Genomic DNA, 17,657 nt, shown 5'->3' with positions numbered 1-17,657 from the left:
GCAACGGCAAAGAGCGGTGACCGGGAGGTCACCGCCCTTGCGCCGCTGCTCAGGAGTTCGTCAGCTGGTGCTCGCCTTCTGTGTGAGGTCGTAGAAGGTGGCCGAACCCACCGTCACCTTCTTGAAGTTCTTCTCGACCCAGGTGGAGATCTGCGAGGACGTGCCGCTGCTGCTGCCGCCCATCATTCCGCCGCCGGTGCCGGAGGAGATGAAGTAGTGGATCTTGCCTTCGGCCACGTACTTCTCGAACTGGGCCAGCGTCGGGGACGGGTCGGTGCCGTTGAAGCCGCCGATCGCCATCACCGCGTCGCCGGTGGAGAGCTGGTAGCTCGCCGCGTTCTGGGCGCCGATGGCCGCCGCGACCCAGGTGTACTGGGAGGAGTTCTTCTGCAGCAGGGCCTTCGCCGCGGAGCTGACGGTCGCGCCGTTCAGCAGACCGCCGGCGCCACCGCCCATACCGCCGCCCATGCCACCGGCCTCGCCCGTCCGGCCGGCGCCCGGGAAGCCGCCGGTGCCGTTCTGCGTGCTGCCGTTGCCGTTCTGCTGGTTCTGGCCCGGCATGCCGCCGCCCGGGAAGCCGCCGGTGCCGTTCTGGCCCTGGCCCTGCGTGGTGCCGTTGCCGCCCTGCTGGTTCTGGCCGAAGCCGCCGCCCGTGCCGCCGCCGAAGCCGCCCCGGCCGCCGCCGGGACCGCCACCGCCGCCGAAGCCCATCGTGCTCGCGCCCGCCGGGCCCGCCGTCGGGATGGAGCCGGTGTGCGCGGAGCCCACCGTGCTGAAGGTGTACGCCGTCGGGCCCGCCAGCGCGGCCACCAGGCCGACCGCGGCCGCGCCGAGGGCGAGCTGACGCGAGATCCGGCCCGCGAAGATCAGGCCGAGCGCGGCGGCCAGGCCGCCGGTCAGGACCAGGTACTTCAGCCAGGGCAGGTAGGTGGAGGTGCGGTCGAGCAGGACGTAGCCCCAGACCGCGGCCGAGACCACGGCGGCGGCGAGGGTGATCGACGCCCACAGCTCGGCGCGCTTCTCCCAGAGCAGGCCCGCGCCCATGCCGACCACGGCGGCGATGTAGGGGGCGAGGGCGACCGTGTAGTACTGGTGGAAGATGCCCGCCATGTAGCTGAACACGATCATGGTCATCAGCAGCGAGCCGCCCCAGACCAGGAACGAGGCCCGGGTCACCGAGGTCCGCTTGAGCTTGCGGGTCGCCACCAGACCGGCGGCCAGGAGGATCAGCGCGGCCGGGATCAGCCAGGAGATCTGGCTGCCGATCTCGTCGTTGAACATCCGGTTCCAGCCGGTCGCGCCCCAGCGACCGGTGCCGGTGCCGCCACCGCCGCCGACGCTGCCGGTCTCGTCGCCGCTGATGCGGCCGAGGCCGTTGTAGCCGAAGGTCAGCGACAGGAAGCTGTTGTCCTGCGAGCCGCCGATGTAGGGGCGGGAGGAGGCCGGCCACAGCTCGACGATCGCCACCCACCAGCCGCCGGAGACGACCAGCGCACCCGTTGCGAGGGCCAGTTGGCCGATCCGCTTCTTCCACGTGTGCGGGCCGACGGCCGCGTACACGAACGCCAGCGCCGGCAGGATCAGGAAGGCCTGGAGGGTCTTGGCGAGGAAGGCGAAGCCGATCGCCACACCCGCCCACACCAGCCACTTCGTCCGCCCGTCCTCGACGGCCCGGACCACGAAGTAGCAGGCCAGCGCCATCAGCAGGGCGAGCATCGCGTCCGGGTTGTTGAACCGGAACATCAGCGCCGCGACGGGGGTGAGCGCGAGCACGGCGCCCGCGATCAGGCCGGCCGCGGGGCTGAACCGGCGGCGCACGGAGGCGTAGACGACCGCGACCGTGCCGACGCCCATGAGGACCTCGGGGCCGAGGATCGTCCAGGAGTTCAGGCCGAAGATCCGGGCCGCGATCTCCATCGGCCACATGAACGCCGAGGGCTTGTCGACGGTGATCGCGTTGCCCGCGTCCAGCGAGCCGAAGAACATCGCCTTCCAGCTCTTGGTGCCCGCCTGGACGGCGGCCGAGTAGAAGGAGTTGGAGTAGCCGTTGACGCTCAGGTTGTAGAAGTACAGCACCGCGGTGGCGAGCAGCAGGCCGAGGAAGGCCGGGCGCACCCAGCGGGGGTCCTCGGGGCGGCCGCGCCACAGTCTCTGGGCGAAGGGCGGCTCGGGCTCGCCCGAGCCCGTCTGCGGCGCGGGCGCGGGGGGCTGCACCTCGGGCGCGTGCTGCACCTCGGGCGCGTGCTGCGGCTGCGGGGGAGCGGCGGGCGGGGCGGTCGGGGGCGGGCCCCACTGGGTGGTGGGATCGGTGTTCGTACTCATCGGGGTTCCCCCGGGTCGCTGTCGTGCGGGCGCACCGGCTGCAACTGCATGGTGCTGTCCCTCCAGGTGCCGTCCGCGGCTTCACCGGCGCGGAACTGGGTGGTCGTGGTGCCGCTCTGGGCGTACGGCTGGTGCGTCGGGCGCTGCGGGAGCGGGCCCTGCGGCTGGTACTGCTGCTGTCCGCCGGTCTGGTAGGTCGGGGACGACGGGTTGTGCGTCGCCACCACCATCGACTCGTGCGGACCGGTGCCGGTGCCGTCGCGGTCCGGGAAGACCCAGGCGCGGAAGAGCAGGAATCGCAGCACGGTCGCCGCGAGGTTGGCGGCGATCAGCACCGCCAGCTCGGTGGAGTGCGCGGGGTCGGTGGTCGCCGCGTTCAGGGCGGCGAGGGAGCCGCTGGTGAGCGCGAGGCCGATCCCGAAGACGACCAGGCCCTGCGCCTGGTGCCGGACCGCCCCGCCCCGGCCGCGTACTCCGAAGGTGAGGCGCCGGTTGGCGGCCGTGTTCGCCACCGCCGACACCAGCAGCGCGAGCGCGTTGGCTATCTGCGAACCGGAGAACTCCCGGAAGAGGCTGTAGAGGACCAGGTAGAAGAGGGTCGACAGGCCGCCGACCACGCAGAACCCGACGAGCTGGCGGGCCAGGCCCTTCGGCACGTCCTGGATGTCGCGGTCGCGCGGGTCGTCGCCGAACGGGCGGGCGACCCGGTCCAGCGGCAGCGAACCGGTGGCCAGGGCCTTGCCGACCCGCCACACGCCCTTGAGGTCCTCGGTCGCCGTCTTCACGATGTGCACGGTCGAGTTCGGGTCGTCGACCCAGTCGACCGGCACCTCGTGGATGCGCAGGCCCGCACGCTCGGCGATCACCAGCATCTCGGTGTCGAAGAACCAGCCGGTGTCCTCGACCATCGGCAGCAGCACCTGGGCGACATCGCGCCGGATCGCCTTGAAGCCGCACTGCGCGTCCGAGAAGCGGGCCTGCAGCGAACCGCGCAGGATCAGGTTGTACGAGCGGCTGATGAACTCCCGCTTGGCGCCGCGCACCACGCGCGACGAGCGGGCCAGCCGGGAACCGATCGCCAGGTCGGAGTGGCCGGAGATGAGCGGCGCCACCAGCGGCAGCAGCGCGTTCAGGTCGGTCGACAGGTCGACGTCCATGTACGCGAGGATCGGCGCGTCCGAGGCCGACCAGACGGTCCGCAGCGCGCGGCCGCGGCCCTTCTGCTCCAGCCGGAACGACTTCACCTCGGCGATCTCCGCCTCAAGCTGCTTGGCCACCTGGGGGGTGGTGTCCGTGGACGCGTTGTCCGCGATGGTGATGCGGTACGCGTACGGAAACGTTCGCTTGAGATGCTCATGCAGTCTGAGGACGCATGGGCCGAGGTCCTTCTCCTCGTTGTAGACGGGGATCACAACGTCCAGGACAGGCGTTCCGGCATTGCCGGCCGGGAGGTGCTCCCGCGCCGGCAGGGTGCCGGGAGAAGAGTCGGTTCGCATGGCATCGACTCTCGTCAAGCGCCCTGTTGCACCCATGTGGTGGCACTGTGCTGTGCCTGTGAGTGCGATTGCCAATTCGTTTCGGGGGAAGGCTGCGGAGCCGCCGGGGCAAGCGCGGGCAGATAGAGGGTGAACACCGTACGGCCGGGGACGCTGTCCACGGTGACGGCGCCGCCGTGTGCGGACGCGACGGCCTGCACGATGGCGAGGCCGAGACCGGTGGAGCCCGTGGACCGTGAGCGCGCGGAGTCGCCGCGCGCGAACCGCTCGAAGACGTGCGGCAGCAGATCCGGCGGGATGCCCTGGCCGTTGTCCTCGACGTCCACGCACATCCAGGGCCCGCGCCGCTGGATGCGCGCGGTGACCGTGGTGCCCGGCGGGGTGTGCTTGCGCGCGTTGCCGAGCAGGTTGATCAGCACCTGCTGGATCCGGGCCGCGTCGGCGGCGACCAGCGCCGGCTCGTCGGGCAGGTCCAGGCGCCAGTTGTGGTCCATGCCGGCGGCACGCGTGTCGCTGATCGTGTCGACGACGAGCGGGATGAGGTCGGTGTGCTCGAACTGCAGCGGACGGCCTGCGTCCAGCCTGGCGAGCAGCAGCAGGTCCTCCACCAGGAGGGTCATCCGGCCCGCCTCGGACTCGATACGGCCGAGGGCGTGCCGGGTGTCGGGCCCGACCTGCTCCCTGCCGCGCCGGGTGAGCTCCGCGTACCCGCGGATCGAGGCGAGCGGGGTCCGCAGCTCGTGACTCGCGTCGGCGACGAACTGCCGTACCCGCATCTCGCTCTGCTGGCGGGCGTGCAGGGCGCCGTGCACGTGGTTGAGCATGCGGTTGAGCGCGGCACCGACCTGGCCGACCTCGGTGTGCGGGTCGCACTCGGTGTCCGGCACCCGCTCGCTGAGGTTCACCTCTCCGGTGTGGAGGGTGAGTTCGGAGACGCGGGTGGCGGTGGTGGCGACCCGGCGGAGGGGGCGGGTGGCGACGCCGACGATGACGGTGCCGGCGAGGGTCGCGGCGATCAGGCCGGAGACGGTGAGGCTGATCTCGACCAGGATCAGGGTGCCGATGGTGCCGTCGGCGTCGGAGGTCGGGATGCCCACGTAGTAGGTGCCCTTGTTACCGCTGACGGACTGGACCTGATAGCTGCCGAGACTGGGAATGCTGACCGTGTGCGGCTTGCCGTCCTGGGCGACAGAGCCGATCACCTTGATCTGGGCCTCGGTGAGGGTCTCGGCGCTCATGTCCGTGTAGCCGGCGGAGTTGTTCTCCTTGGTGCCGACCTTGCCGCTGGTGATCGACCCGTTCTCGACCCTGGCCACGAGAGTCCGCTGCGGCTGCGGCCCCTGGGAGACGAACTTGGTGAGGTCGGTCGTCTGGTCGGACGGATCGAGCGCCTTGCCGCCGAGAAGGTTGCCCGTGCCGCCGGGGCCCTTGCCCTCGGGGCCCCCGTTCGGTCCGCCGGAGGCACGCGCGGCGACCTCCCGCAGGTTGCTGTCCAGCTGCCCGTACAGATGGTCGCGCAGCACGAGGGTGGTGACGGTCCCGATCACCGCGCAGACCACGGCGATCAGCGTCACCGACACGACGACGAGCCGAGTCCGCAGGGTGCGCGGCTTTCCCGCTCGTCGCTTCTGCGTCTGCGGCCGTCGTCGCCCGCTCATGAGGCGGCTGGCTTGATCAGGTAGCCGGCGCCGCGCCGGGTGTGGATCATCGGCTCCCGGCCGGCGTCGATCTTCCGGCGCAGGTACGAGATGTAGAGCTCGACCACGTTGGCCTGCCCGCCGAAGTCGTACGACCACACCCGGTCGAGTATCTGGGCCTTGCTGAGCACGCGCCGCGGGTTGCGCATCAGGAAGCGCAGCAGCTCGAACTCGGTGGCGGTGAGGTGGATCGACTCCCCGGCCCGCGAGACCTCGTGGCTGTCCTCGTCCAGGGTGAGGTCACCGACGACGAGCACCGAGTCGGACCGCCGGTCGGCGGCACCGGAGCGGCGGATGAGCCCGCGCAGCCGGGCCACGACCTCTTCGAGGCTGAAGGGCTTGGTGACGTAGTCGTCGCCGCCGGCGGTGAGACCGGCGATGCGGTCCTCGACCGCGTCCTTCGCGGTCAGGAACAGCACCGGCACGTCCGGCAGTTCGCGCCGCAGGCGCCCCAGCACGGTGAGGCCGTCCATGTCGGGCAGCATCATGTCGAGGACGACGGCGTCGGGCCGGAACTCCCGTGCGGTCTGTATCGCACCCTGGCCGTCACCGGCACTCCTGATCTGCCAGCCCTCGTAACGGAGGGCCATGGAAAGGAGTTCGGTGATCGACAGCTCGTCGTCCACCACAAGCACCCGGACGGGGCTCCCGTCCGGCCTCAGCAGTTCGGTGCGCCCCTGGGGCGAGGTCGTGGTCATGGTGGACACCATGTCGGGGTCCTCTGAGAACACGCTTTCACTAATCTGTGATTTCCCTAAGAAACACACAGGCGCCTCTCAGGGAACGCCTGGGAATCCCATCACGTGCGCATGAACTCGTGACCGCGCCCGCGCCGGGCTGTGCGGATCATGTACGTCCGGGCCCTGCCCCGCACCGTTCATGAAGGGGCGATGAACCGCTGATGAGAGCGTACCGAGGCGGAGCGGGTCCCGCGCGGTGCGGCTCCGCGGGGTTCAGAAGAGCCCGTCCTGGGGTGCCGCGAACTCCCTTACCGGCACGCTGACTTGCCCTTCCTCCTCGGTACGGGCGGCGGTCAGCTCCCAGCCGGGCAGCAAGCGCGTGTCGAGGACGACGACACCGCGCCGGGCGGCGAGATGCAGATCCGGCCCGGCCGCCGCGACCAGCTCACCGCTCACCACACCGCCCGGCACCAGCTCGGTCACCTCGCCGACGGCGGCGGGAACCCCGTCCAGCCCGAACACCCCTAAATGGTCGACCACTTGGCAGGGCTCGGGGACGAGGGACTCGGGCCAGCCGCCGAGCGCGACAGAAAGCGCGTGCAGTTCTTCGATCTCGGCCGCCCGTTCGGCCCGGGTCGCCGGCAGCAGGGCGCGTACGGCGCGCTTGTCCCCGTACGGGATCCGGTCCGGCACCCGGAGCGCGGCCCGCAGCAGCTCCTCGGCCCGCCGGGCGGCCATCAGCGGCCCGGCACCGAGCCAGCTGAAGCACACGGCGCCCTGCTCCAGCAGCCGGGCCGGCCCCCGCTCGACGGCCGTGATCCCCACCTTGACCATGCCGGGCCCGAACCACGCCAGGTACACGTGGTACGGCCGGGGATCGTCGGCGAGGGTGTCGGCGGCCACGGAGTGCGCCCGGTCCAGCCGCGCACACTCCTCGCATCGGGCACCGGTACTCCTGCCGGACACGGATGTCCGGGTCGGGCAGGCATGCCCCCGCGCCCCCACACACTCCCGCACCCCCTTGCCCGCGCGCCCTTCCGCGATCGCGAAGGCCACACGCTTCCCCCGGGCGAGCGGACTGCGCCGCCCGCCGCTCCACACCAGCACGGGCCCGTCGTCCGACCACCGCAGCCCCGAGCATTTCCATACGTGTGCCATCACTTGCGAGGGTAGGGGCAGGCACTGACAACGGGACGGGACGGGACAGGACGGGGCGGGGCAGGACGGGGCGGGGCGGGGCAGGACGGCCTCAGCCACCCGCCTCCGCGGTCACCGTCTCCGCCTCACCGGCGGCGGACACCGGCTGGAGCTGGGACGCGGTACGCCGCCCCCGGCCCGCCAGCCGGCACGAGACGCATCCGGGGTGGCCCTCGCGGGCGCCGGTGTCCCGCACCCGGAGGGGCCACTGTGCCCGGGGCCGCGGCCCCGGCGGCTTGCCCCAGCCCGCCAGATGCAGATACCAGGTGACCAGGACGCTCACGGCACACACCGCGAGCCCCGCGACCAGGGCGGCGGCCGAGACCGTACACACACCCAGCCCCAGCAGACCGCTTCCGACGGTCGCGATCGCGGTACCGGTCCACCCTGCCACCGTGTGGCCTTCGTCGTGCTGACTCACGTACCCGTCTCCCTCTCATGGGCAGCGGAAACACACAGTCCGACGCGAGGGCGACTAGAATCCCTCACCGGGTAAGAAATTTACTCCCCATACCTCTCACGCGCTAAGGGAATTCCCCAGGGAAACGGAATCCACATGCACGGCAAGCCGCGACCGGCCGCGGACGCGGCCCGGGCGCTGTCCGCGATGGACCACCTCATCGCGGCCCATGTGATCGGCCAGCAGGAGCTGGCCCGGCGGCTCGGGCTGAGCGTCACGGACCTCACCTGCTTCGCCTTCGTCCTGGAGGCGGGCGACGACCTGCTCACCGCAGGCGACCTGGCCGGCCGCGCCCATGTGACGACGGGCGCGGTGACGGGCATCCTCAACCGCCTGGAACGCGCGGGATACGTCACCCGCCGCCCCGACCCCGACGACCGCCGCCGGGTCCGCGTGGCGGCCGTCCCGGAAGCGGTGACCCGCGTCGAGGCGGTCTACGCCGGCCACTACGCACGCCTCAGCGACCTGTTCGCCGACTACACCCCCGACGAACTCGCCACCCTCACCGACTGGTTCACCCGGGCCACGGCCCTGGCACACGAGTACCTGGAGCGGCTCAACAGGGACGACTCGGCGGAACCCTGCTGAACTCGGGCGCGGCACGAAGCCGTTGCCCGCCTAGAGCCGCTTCAGGTTCCGGTCCAGGATCCCCCGGAGCCGCTCCACGTCCGCCTCGTCCCGCGCCCCTCTCTTGGGCAGTACGGCGAATCCGACCGCCCGATCGCCGCCGAGCAGCACGAAGAGCCCGGGTGTCTCCAGGTACTCCCGGTACACCGTCCACGCGACGGTGCTGGAGACCTGCTCACCGGTGATGGCCGCGCCGTGTTCGTCGGCGACCAGGCGGGTCTGCCCGTAGCTCTCCATGAAGCCGGCCATCCTGCGGGCCATCCTGCGCAGCCCGCGTACCGCACCCCAAGTGGTGACCGCCACGCAGAGCACCAGCGTGATGATCGCGACGGTCGGCGTGGTGTCGGTGAAGACCGAGACGGCGACCACGGCGACAGCCGCGGCGAGCGGCGCCATGAGCATCTGCGCCCGGGCCGCCGGCGACCGACGCGCCCGCGCCCGGAGGGCCTCTTCGAAGTCCGCGGCCGTCAGCCGGTACCCGAACTCGACGGCCGTGCCGTCATCCGCACCCTGCCGCAAGGAATCCCCACCCATTGACGTGTCCACGAGCAGAGATCCTAACGATGGGCGGCTGTCTCTGAATCGTCCTGACGGCCATCGCGCCGGGTCCTATCGTTGGCCGATGCGCGCACACCACATTGACCGCCCGGCCGATCTCGACGTGGTCCGTGAGTCCTACGACCGGGTGGCCGACAACTACGCCCACATGGTGACGACGACGGGTATCGGCGACATCCGTCGCCACCCATGGCTCAAGGCATCGATCGACGCCTTCGCCGACACCGTGGGCGAGTCCGGGCCCGTCCTCGACGTCGGCTGCGGCCCCGGTACGGTGACCGCCTACCTCGCCGAACGCGGACTCGACGTGTCCGGGGTGGATCTGTCTCCGCGCATGATCGAGAACGCGCGCCGTCGTCATCCGCACTGCCGCTTCAGCGTCGCCTCCGCCACCGACCTCGACCTCGGCGAGGCGTCCCTCGGCGGCGTGCTCGGCTGGTGGTCCCTCTTCAACCTCCCCCGTGACGTCCTTCCCCAGGTGTTCGCCCTGTTCGCGCGCGCGTTGAAGCCAGGCGGCCACTTCATCACCGCGACACACGTCGGGGACGAGGACGCGGTGCGCACCGAGGCGTACGGGGGCGTGCCCGTTCGCTGGACGACACACAAATGGCGGCCGGAACAATTCGTGAACCTGATCGAGCAGGCCGGCCTGGATCCGGTCGCCGAACTCCGGCTCCCCCCGGAGGAGTACAGCGGACCGGGCCTGGTCGTCATGGCCCGGCGCCCCGACTGACCTTCGGACCTCGGCAGTCAGGAGCCGCGCATGGACTGGCACAAGTGGCAGGACCGCTACGACGCCCCCGCCTCACCCCTCGCCCGCCGACTCGTCACCGTGCAGAAGCGCATCCGTGCGGCGCTGGACGACTGCCCGCCCGGCCCGCTGCACGTGCTGAGCCTCTGCGCGGGCCAGGGACGCGACCTGCTGGAAGTGCTGCGTACTCATCCACGCGGCCAGGACGTACGCGCACGGCTGGTGGAACTCGACCCGCGGAACGTCGAATCGGCGGCCGAGACGGCCAGGTCGGCCGGGCTGCAGGGGATCGAAGCCGTGGCCGCGGACGCCGCGTTGCTCGATCACTACGCCGGGATGGCACCGGCCGACGTGGTGCTGATCTGCGGGGTGTTCGGCAACATCGCGGACCCGGACATCGAGCGCACCGTCAGCGCGTGCCCGCAGCTGTGCAGGACCGGGGGCCGCGTCATCTGGACGAGGAACCGCAAGCCACCGGACCGTGTCCCCCTGATCTGCGACTGGTTCACCGAGCACGGCTTCACATCCGAGTGGCTCACCGCCCCGGACGAACTCCAGGCGGTGGGCGTACACCGCTTCACCGATCAGCCCAAGCCCCTCCGACTCGGCACCCGCGTCTTCACCTTCGTGGGGTACGACAAGCTCCAGTCAACCTGACACCGCTCCGGCCCGGTCGTCCCCGCTCAGGAGGCTGAGGCGGGCCTCATCGAATGCGCGGACGGAGAGGTTGCGCCACACCAGTACGACACCTACGGCCTGGGCGGCGGCCGCGACGGCCCACACGGTGCCGAGGCCCCATGCTGCCGCGACGATGCCGCCGGCTGCGGCACCAAGCGGCGCGACGCCCCACGACAGGGCCCGATGGCTTGTCAGCACCCGCCCCAGCAGTTCCGGTGGTGTGAACCGTTGCCTGCTCGACTGGGAACCGACGTTCCAGACGAATGTCGCGAACGCGTGAACCGCCAGCACGGTTCCCGTTGCGGCCCAGTGGGGCGGGATGACGGCGAGCAGCAGCTTGCAGGTGACCTCGCCGACGATCGCGGCGCGCATCGCCGTGGGACAGCCGAGCCGGGCGACGAGGCGGGCGGAGAACGGGGCCGCGGCGGCGAAGCCCGCGGCCATGCAGGCCAGCAGTACGCCGTACCACCAGCGGTCGAGACGGAGGACCTGCTCGACGTAGAGCGCGAGCGTCGCGTATCCCATGAACCAGGCGAACGACGCGGCCAGCACCTCGATCGTGATCGACCGGAGCAGTCGGCTGCCGACGAGATGGCGCAGGCCCAACTGCACCTCGTGGACCGGGCGCAGGCGCGGGGCTGCGGGCCGGGCAGCGGGGGCTCGCAGCCGCTTCGTCAGCAGCATTGTCACCGCTGAGACGGCACAGGCCGCCCAGCCGACGGAGTCCGGGCGCCAGACCACGAGGAAGCCGGCCAACGGCGGGATCAGAAAGCGGACGACACCCACGTCGATGAACAGCAGCCGGGCGTTCGCGGCGTCCAGGCCGGCCGGCCCCACCGCCCACGGCACCAGGGCTGCGCGGGTGCCTTCGCCGACCACCTGGCCCACGACGACCACGAATGCCACCGCCATCAGCGCCGGCAGCGATGCCGTGCCTGTGAGGACGGCCACCGCGAGGCTCAGGTATCCGGCCGTCTGCATGCCCAACGCGACACCGAGCAACGGCGGCTTGCGGACGTGGTCGATGACCACACCCACGGCCAGGGGAAGGATCAGCCACGGCGCCTGGCTCGCGGCCGTCACCAGCGAGACGCCCCTGGGGTCGGTGGTGACGGCCACGGCCATCACCGGCAGGGCGGTGAGCAGCAGCCCCTCCGCGCTGGACGCGCCCAGTGCGATGCCCTGCAGGTTCCGCCAAGCCGACGGTCGTACAGCGGTGTTCCCCATACGCGCATGGTCGCGAAGAGCCTCGGTGCTCCCTACATTTCAGCTGTGGCTAAACAGTCGGGCACGCAGCAGCAGGCGGTCGCTCTCACCGGCCAGGTCGCCGAGGGAACGCGGTTCTCGGTGTCGCCGCTGTGGGAGACGGTGTCCGGCCTCCGCGTTCTCGCCCGTTCCCGGCGCCAGGCCGTGTACGGGCGATGGGCCGCCTGGGCCGACGGCCGGCTCACGCATCTGCGGGACGATCGATGGTTCCGTCTCCTCCTGTGGTTACTGACCTCAGGAGCCGAAGTCCCGGAATTCCTGGTGGTCACGCCGGGCCTGCGTTCGGTGTCCATCGCCACCGAGATCGACGCCGTGATCGCCACTCCCGCGGTGCGGGTGCGCGCGGCCTTCGAGTCGGCCTTCGGTGACGACGAACTCCCCGCGGCCGTACGTGCGGCCGCGGACCGGCCCGAGGACACCTGCCGGAGACTCGGTGAACGGCTTGCCGCCTGTCACGACGCTCTGATCACGCCGATATGGCCGCGGCTCGCGGGCGTACTGGAAGGCGACATCGAATGGCGCGCGGCGCAGCTGGTGGAGTTCGGCGTCCCCTACGTGGTGCCCCGGCTCCATGACTCGGTCCGGTGGGTCGCCGGCTCGATCGTGATCGGTGATCCGGCGCGGGCGACCGCCCGGCCCGCGAACGACCGCGACCTGGTGTTCGTGCCCTCCGCGTTCGTGTGGCCCGACGTCTACCTGAGATACACCCCGCACCGGATCGCACTCTGCTACCCGGCCCGGGGCTTCGGCTCACTGTGGCAGCACACCCGCACACCATCGGGCACCGCGCTCCAGGCGGTGCTGGGGCGTAACCGCGCCCGCCTGCTCCGGGCACTCGAACATCCTGCGACGGTGGGCGAACTCGCCGATCAGCTGGGCATCACTCCCGGCGCGGTGTCGCAGCACCTGGCGCTCCTGCGGGCAGCCGGCCTCGTGGTCAGCAGACGAACCGGCCGCGAGACCACATCCCTGCGCACCGCCCTGGGCCACGCGTTGGTCGACGGACAACTACCCGTGACCCCCATCTGACCCCACGATCCCACGGCACGGCCCGCATCGCCTTGCGCCGGCGTTGCCTCACACGGCGGCCACGGCTGCCGCGATCGTGGCGGTGATGCAACGGGACCCGCCCTGGGCCCGTTGCTGTACTTCGCTCCCGTACGCCCCTGAAACGCAAGAAGCCCCGGATCTCTCCGGGGCCCTCACCTGTGTGCACTCGGCAGGATTCGAACCTGCAACCTTCTGATCCGTAGTCAGATGCTCTATCCGTTAAGCTACGAGTGCTTGTTCTGTTTTTCTGTCGCCGTCCTGGCCATTCGGGGCCGTTCGTGGCGACAGGAAGAACATTACATGACTGCCGCCGCCATGTGAAATCCGTTAGGTCCACCCCTTGTGACCTGCGGAAACGGTGTTTCGGGGCTATGGCTTGATCACCTGCTGGAAGGCGTAGCGGCCCTCCGGTTCCAGGCGGACGAGGGCCATCGGCTTGTTGCGCGGGTTGCCGTCGGAGTCGAGCTGGATGGGGCCGGTGACGCCGGATGCCGTCACTCCGGTCACGAGCTGGCTCAGGGTGCTCTCGGCGTTCACGGGGGCGGAGCCGTCGTCGCCGGCCGCCAGGTGGACGGCGACGCCCAGGGTCCAGACGGCGTCGTGGCCGAGGATCGCCTGGCCGTCCTGGAGGTCGTCCTCGCCGGCGCCGCCGAACGTGCGGTGGTAGAGGTCGAGGAAGGCGGGGAGAGGGTTGTCGGCCTTCTTGTAGAGCCTGTTGGCCAGTTCGGGATGGCCGAGGGCGGTGTAGAACGCCGTCACCCGGCTGGTCGCCCAGTCCCGTTGGAACTGCTTCACCGTCGCGTCGGCGGTGCCGGCGTCGTAGTACACGCCCACCGCGTCGTCCCCGGTCAGTACCGTCACGGGGCAGCGGCGGCCGGCCGCCGACATGGCGATGACGAAGCCGCGGAGGTTGGCCCCGCGGCCCGCGAAGAAGATCGCGTCGGGTTTCTTGTAGCAGACCTGCTGGGCGACCGCCGAGAAGGCGTTGCTGATGCCGTCGATCCCGGAGGCGTACTGCACCTCGCCGTCCATGAGGGCGAGCCCCTTGGTCCGGGACGCCGACATGAAGTCCTGGTAGAGGGAGGTGTTGTAGATGTCGTCCTCGTTGCGGTCCCGGATGACCAGCACCTTGTAGCCGTGCTGCGCCTTCTGCCGGCCGGCCAGGTAGGCCGCCGCCGCGCTCGCCTGGTCGGCGTTGGGCGCGGAGACCCGGAAGAAGCCCACCGTGCTCGCCGAGCTCAGGCCGTCGGCCGTCACCGTCGAGCCCATCATCGGCACCTTCGCCGCGCGCAGCGCGTCCACGGCCTTCAGCGTCCCGCCCCGGCTGGTGCCGAAGCCCGCGACCGCCACCAGCCGGTCGCTGCCCCCGTGGGCCATGGCGATCAGCTGGTCGGTCAGCGGCTTCCACTGCTGCGACCGTTCCCCGATGTTGGCCACGAGCAGCCGGATCTGGGGGAGGTCGCCGACTCCGCCGAGCTGGTTGTCGTTCAGCTGCCGCTGGGCCAGGTAGGCGCCCTTCAGCTCCTCGATGACCTGGTACTTGGCCGACTCGTCGGCCGGGTCGGACGAGAGCGGTTCGACGTAGGCGACGCTGACCCACTTGCGGTGGGAGTTCTCGACCCGCCGGTTCTCGTCCCTGATCTTGTCCATGACGGGCTTCAGGGAACTGCGGAAGGCGTACGAGCCGTCGCTCACCCCGATGCACTCGTGCTGCGGGCCGGTCTTCCGCACTCCCGGCCCGCACTCGTCCATCTCGTGCGTGACCTTGCGGAACGCGAACACGCCGGCCAGCACGAGCACCAGCACGCCGGCCACCCAGGGCCACTTGCGACGCGGTGGCCGGGGCGGTTGCCGGATGTCCGGGTCGTTGGGGCTCACCAGGGTTTCCTCTCGTACTGTTCGGCCCGCTCGCGGAAGACGAACAGGTCGTTCGCGTCCCGGGCGAGCCTGCGCAGCGCCCTGAAGTCCTCGGCGATGTCGCCGTACAGCTCGGCGTAGGGGTCGCCGAACGGGTCCTCGTACAGCTCCGCGCACGGGTCGGTACGCGGATGCGCGGTGATCCAGCCCGCCACCAGCAGCCGGGTGATCACCTGGCGGGCCTCGTCGCCCACCGCGCCGCCCACCAGCCGCTCGTACCGCGCCCGGGCCGGTTCGGGCAGGCCGCCCCACCAGCGGGCGGGGGCGCGCTGGAGCCAGGACAGGTCCGCGCACCACTGGGCGGCCGGCACCTCGCCGAACCGCCGCCGCAGGTACTCGACCGCCCCGGTGACGTCCTCGCACGCCAGGTCGTAGTAGGCCCGCGTCCGCTCGTCACCGGCCGCGGCCCGCAGGATCCGGCAGGCGTTCTCCCACGGGCCCGCCCCGCGGTCCCCGGGTGCCGCGTCGAGCAGGCGCAGCAGCAGGAAGCGCACGACCGGCTGGGCCACGTCCGTGGCGACCGCCTCGTACCAGTTGCGCGCCGACAGGCTCGGGAGCAGTCCCGGCGCGGCCTCCGCCTGGTCGGGTGTCAGGGCGGCGGCGGTGCTCGGCAGCGCCCGCCACAGCGCGGTCTCCAGGTGGGGCAGCAGCCGGTCGAGGATCTGTTCCGCGGCGGTCGGCTCGGGGTCGAGGCCGGACACCGCCCGCGGCAGGGCCAGACACTGGCGGACCCGGCTCTCCCAGTCCGTGTCGGCGGGGAACCGGCCCAGCGCCCGCAGCACCACGCCGGTCGCGGCGGGCTGGCCCCGGGTGGCCCCGTACACCACCCATCCCAGCCACTCCGCCGGGTCGCGGGCCTCGGGCTGTGCCGCCCGCTCGGGCAGCGCCTTGAGCACCTCGGCCGCGTGGTGCAGTACCTCTTCGCGGTTCAGGTCGCGTAACCAGCCGACGGACAGGCCCCGTACCCGGACCGGCGCGAAGGCCGTCTCGTCCGGCCAGCTCCCGGTGCGGTAGTCCAGCACGGCGGAGAGGGTGCCCTCCTCCCGCCGGGCCAGCACCTCCGGCCGGGTGCGGGCGGCGGCCACGACGAGCAGCGGGTCGGCGTGCTCCCGGGCGGTACGGGACTCCAGCAGCAGCCTCAGCAGCCGGTTCCCGGCCTCGTGGTCGGCGTTGTCGAGGAGCAGCAGGCAGTTCGCGTTACGGCGTCTTCGGCCGCGCCTGCCCGTGTAGACGGCGCGCAGATCGGCCAGGAAGGCCCGCATCAGCAGCGCCTCCGCCTCGTCCCGCTGCACGGACGGGCCGTTGAAGAGCCGGTTGACCCGCACCAGGAAGTCCATGGGCGCGTGGTGGTGGCCCGCGTCGCGGGCGGCGTGCGAGACCCTGCGGCGGATCTCCACCGCGGCGCGGATGCGCTGGCCGCCGCGGATGACCGGGATGACCTGGGTGACCCAGGCCGGCACCCCGCCGACCGCCGTCGCGACCCCCTGGATCAGCGGCTGGAGCTTCTCGTAGGCGTACTCCTGCTGCCCGTCCTGCCCGTCGGGCTGGAAGGCCGCGCGCATCTCCTGCACGGCCCGCTCCCGGGACTGCGTGCTGACGCCGGTGACGACGGCCATGAGCAGCACGCTGAAGGAGGGGAACACCAGCGGGGGGTAGTCGTCCTTGACCTCCTGGAGCCTGAAGACCACCTCGGTCAGCGCGTCGAAGAACGACTTGCTCTGGCCCTCGGAGGTGGCGGCGGCCAGGTCGACCGAGGCCAGGGGATGCCGCTGCGCCCAGTGTTCGAGATACCCCAGCAGGGAGCTCTTCCCGCTGCCGTGCGGCCCGAGCAGCAGCAGAGCGGGCGGGGTGGTCAGGTCCGGCCCGGGCGTGCGGTCCACGTGCTCATCGACGTAACGGCGTATCGCCTGGTCTCTGGCCGACCGCCCAGGCCACTCCGGCATGGCACACTCCCCCTGGCATGCGCCTACGTGACGTATCCACGTGATGACTCAGATCTGCGTGATGACCCAGAGTGCATCAATCGCCTTGTATGACAAGCGTTTTCCCCGTTTCCCTCACGGACCACACACAGATCGGGTAACGCCGTGAAAACGTCTCAGGGAGCCCATGCCATGAGGCATGGACTCCCTGAGACGGAGAGCGGAGGCGGAGGGATTTGAACCCTCGATGGGCTTTAAGGCCCAAACCGCATTAGCAGTGCGGCGCCATAGACCGGACTAGGCGACGCCTCCAGCACAGCCGCTCGCGTGAGCGCGAGTGGTGCGTGCAGATGATGACACAGTCGAGCGCGCTGTCACCAATCGGCTCCCACGGTACTAGGCAGCCGGGCCGCAGGGCAAAGCCCTTCCCGTCGGCGGGGCGCCGCAACGTCCGGACGGGCCGCGCGTTGGGCAGGGCATGTCTCACGTCTCGTCTCGGATCAGGCCGCGTTCCGCCGTGCGGGGCGCCCTCGGGGCCGTCGCCGCCGTCCTGGGGTCCGCCGCCGCCCTGCCCGCCTCTGCCTTTGCCTCCGCCCTGCCCGCCTCCGCCTCTGCCTCCGCCCTGCCCGCCTCCGCCGCCGCCGTGACGGCCGACCACCTCACCGTCACCGTCCGGCACGCCGGGGACGGGCGGGACGGGACGTACGAGCTGTCCTGTCACCCCGGCGCCGGCAGTCACCCGGACGTGGGCGGGGCCTGCCAGGCGCTGGACCGGAACACCCGCTGGGGCCGGGACACCTTCGCCCCGGTCGCCCCAGGCACCGCCTGCACCATGCTCTACGGCGGCCCGGCCACCGCCCATGTCACCGGGGCCTGGGCCGGCCGCCCGGTCGACGCCGTGTACGACCGCAGCAACGGCTGCGAGATCGGGCGCTGGAACCGGATGGTGCCGCTACTGCCCGACCTGGGCCCATGAGCCGTACGAGCGGCAATCGAGCGGCGCAGTCGGTTCACGGGCGCGGCCCCGCTGCCGTGA

15 protein-coding genes and 2 tRNA genes are annotated in these 17,657 nt (G+C 71.3%); 5 read left to right on the top strand and 12 right to left on the bottom strand.

Annotated elements, in window-relative coordinates:
* Window positions 1–60: 60 nt before the first annotated feature.
* From ACWGKQ_RS04080 to ACWGKQ_RS04055, 6 genes are all read right to left on the bottom strand, one after another.
* Window positions 61–2,322, bottom strand: a complete 2,262-nt coding sequence (locus ACWGKQ_RS04080; protein WP_453290302.1) for a glycosyltransferase family 39 protein — start codon at window positions 2,320–2,322, stop codon at window positions 61–63.
* Window positions 2,319–3,818 (bottom strand): glycosyltransferase, encoded by a 1,500-nt coding sequence (locus ACWGKQ_RS04075; RefSeq protein ID WP_453290301.1) that lies wholly within the window; start codon window positions 3,816–3,818, stop codon window positions 2,319–2,321. Before ACWGKQ_RS04075 ends, ACWGKQ_RS04080 begins: the two co-directional genes overlap by 4 nt.
* Window positions 3,819–3,832: 14 nt before the next feature.
* Window positions 3,833–5,476 (bottom strand): ATP-binding protein, encoded by a 1,644-nt coding sequence (locus ACWGKQ_RS04070; RefSeq protein ID WP_453290300.1) that lies wholly within the window; start codon window positions 5,474–5,476, stop codon window positions 3,833–3,835.
* The gene (locus tag ACWGKQ_RS04065) at window positions 5,473–6,213 is read right to left on the bottom strand and encodes a response regulator transcription factor (RefSeq protein ID WP_150134013.1); all 741 of its coding nucleotides are present in this window, start codon (window positions 6,211–6,213) and stop codon (window positions 5,473–5,475) included. The genes ACWGKQ_RS04070 and ACWGKQ_RS04065 overlap by 4 nt, the downstream gene beginning before the upstream one ends.
* A 255-nt stretch (window positions 6,214–6,468) precedes the next feature.
* Window positions 6,469–7,353, bottom strand: coding sequence for a DUF2797 domain-containing protein (locus ACWGKQ_RS04060; RefSeq protein WP_453290299.1), 885 nt, complete (start codon window positions 7,351–7,353; stop codon window positions 6,469–6,471).
* A 91-nt stretch (window positions 7,354–7,444) separates the two neighbouring features.
* Entirely contained in the window at window positions 7,445–7,813 is a 369-nt protein-coding gene (locus tag ACWGKQ_RS04055; RefSeq protein WP_453290298.1) for an HGxxPAAW family protein, read from the bottom strand.
* Window positions 7,814–7,948: 135 nt separating this feature from the next.
* On the opposite strand from ACWGKQ_RS04055, the gene ACWGKQ_RS04050 reads away from it, so the two are divergent.
* Complete coding sequence (locus tag ACWGKQ_RS04050) at window positions 7,949–8,440, top strand: MarR family winged helix-turn-helix transcriptional regulator (protein WP_453290297.1); 492 nt, start codon at window positions 7,949–7,951, stop codon at window positions 8,438–8,440.
* Window positions 8,441–8,470: 30 nt separating this feature from the next.
* On the opposite strand, the gene ACWGKQ_RS04045 is transcribed toward ACWGKQ_RS04050, so the two are convergent.
* Entirely contained in the window at window positions 8,471–9,025 is a 555-nt protein-coding gene (locus ACWGKQ_RS04045) for a YcxB family protein (RefSeq protein ID WP_453290296.1), read from the bottom strand.
* Window positions 9,026–9,101: 76 nt separating this feature from the next.
* On the opposite strand from ACWGKQ_RS04045, the gene ACWGKQ_RS04040 reads away from it, so the two are divergent.
* Both ACWGKQ_RS04040 and ACWGKQ_RS04035 read left to right on the top strand, forming a co-directional pair.
* Window positions 9,102–9,770 (top strand): class I SAM-dependent DNA methyltransferase, encoded by a 669-nt coding sequence (locus ACWGKQ_RS04040; RefSeq protein WP_453290295.1) that lies wholly within the window; start codon window positions 9,102–9,104, stop codon window positions 9,768–9,770.
* 30 nt (window positions 9,771–9,800) lie between these two features.
* On the top strand, window positions 9,801–10,445 hold the full coding sequence (locus tag ACWGKQ_RS04035) for a methyltransferase domain-containing protein (protein ID WP_453290294.1): 645 nt from the start codon (window positions 9,801–9,803) through the stop codon (window positions 10,443–10,445).
* Here the strand turns inward: ACWGKQ_RS04035 and ACWGKQ_RS04030 are convergent.
* Entirely contained in the window at window positions 10,437–11,693 is a 1,257-nt protein-coding gene (locus tag ACWGKQ_RS04030; RefSeq protein ID WP_453290293.1) for an MFS transporter, read from the bottom strand. The genes ACWGKQ_RS04035 and ACWGKQ_RS04030 overlap by 9 nt on opposite strands.
* Before the next feature lie 45 nt (window positions 11,694–11,738).
* Between ACWGKQ_RS04030 and ACWGKQ_RS04025 the strand changes: the two genes are divergently transcribed.
* Window positions 11,739–12,761, top strand: a complete 1,023-nt coding sequence (locus tag ACWGKQ_RS04025; protein WP_453290292.1) for an ArsR/SmtB family transcription factor — start codon at window positions 11,739–11,741, stop codon at window positions 12,759–12,761.
* Window positions 12,762–12,943: 182 nt separating this feature from the next.
* Here ACWGKQ_RS04025 and ACWGKQ_RS04020 read toward each other — a convergent pair.
* The 4 genes from ACWGKQ_RS04020 to ACWGKQ_RS04005 form a co-directional block, all read right to left on the bottom strand.
* A tRNA-Arg gene (locus ACWGKQ_RS04020) sits at window positions 12,944–13,016 on the bottom strand.
* A gap of 135 nt (window positions 13,017–13,151) precedes the next feature.
* Window positions 13,152–14,660 (bottom strand): ABC transporter substrate-binding protein, encoded by a 1,509-nt coding sequence (locus ACWGKQ_RS04015; RefSeq protein ID WP_453290291.1) that lies wholly within the window; start codon window positions 14,658–14,660, stop codon window positions 13,152–13,154.
* A complete protein-coding gene (locus ACWGKQ_RS04010) occupies window positions 14,657–16,642 on the bottom strand; it encodes a hypothetical protein (protein ID WP_453290290.1) in 1,986 nt (661 codons plus the stop codon). The genes ACWGKQ_RS04015 and ACWGKQ_RS04010 overlap by 4 nt, the downstream gene beginning before the upstream one ends.
* Window positions 16,643–16,842: 200 nt before the next feature.
* Window positions 16,843–16,933 (bottom strand) — tRNA-Ser (locus ACWGKQ_RS04005).
* 205 nt (window positions 16,934–17,138) lie between these two features.
* Between ACWGKQ_RS04005 and ACWGKQ_RS04000 the strand changes: the two genes are divergently transcribed.
* Window positions 17,139–17,597 carry an SSI family serine proteinase inhibitor gene (locus ACWGKQ_RS04000; RefSeq protein ID WP_453290289.1) on the top strand — a complete coding sequence of 153 codons (459 nt, stop codon included), beginning with the start codon at window positions 17,139–17,141 and terminating at the stop codon, window positions 17,595–17,597.
* The last annotated feature ends 60 nt before the right edge of the window (window positions 17,598–17,657 follow it).

The organism is Streptomyces sp. NPDC054770 (genome assembly GCF_053611985.1).
This window is presented reverse-complemented; position numbering and strand designations above follow the sequence as displayed.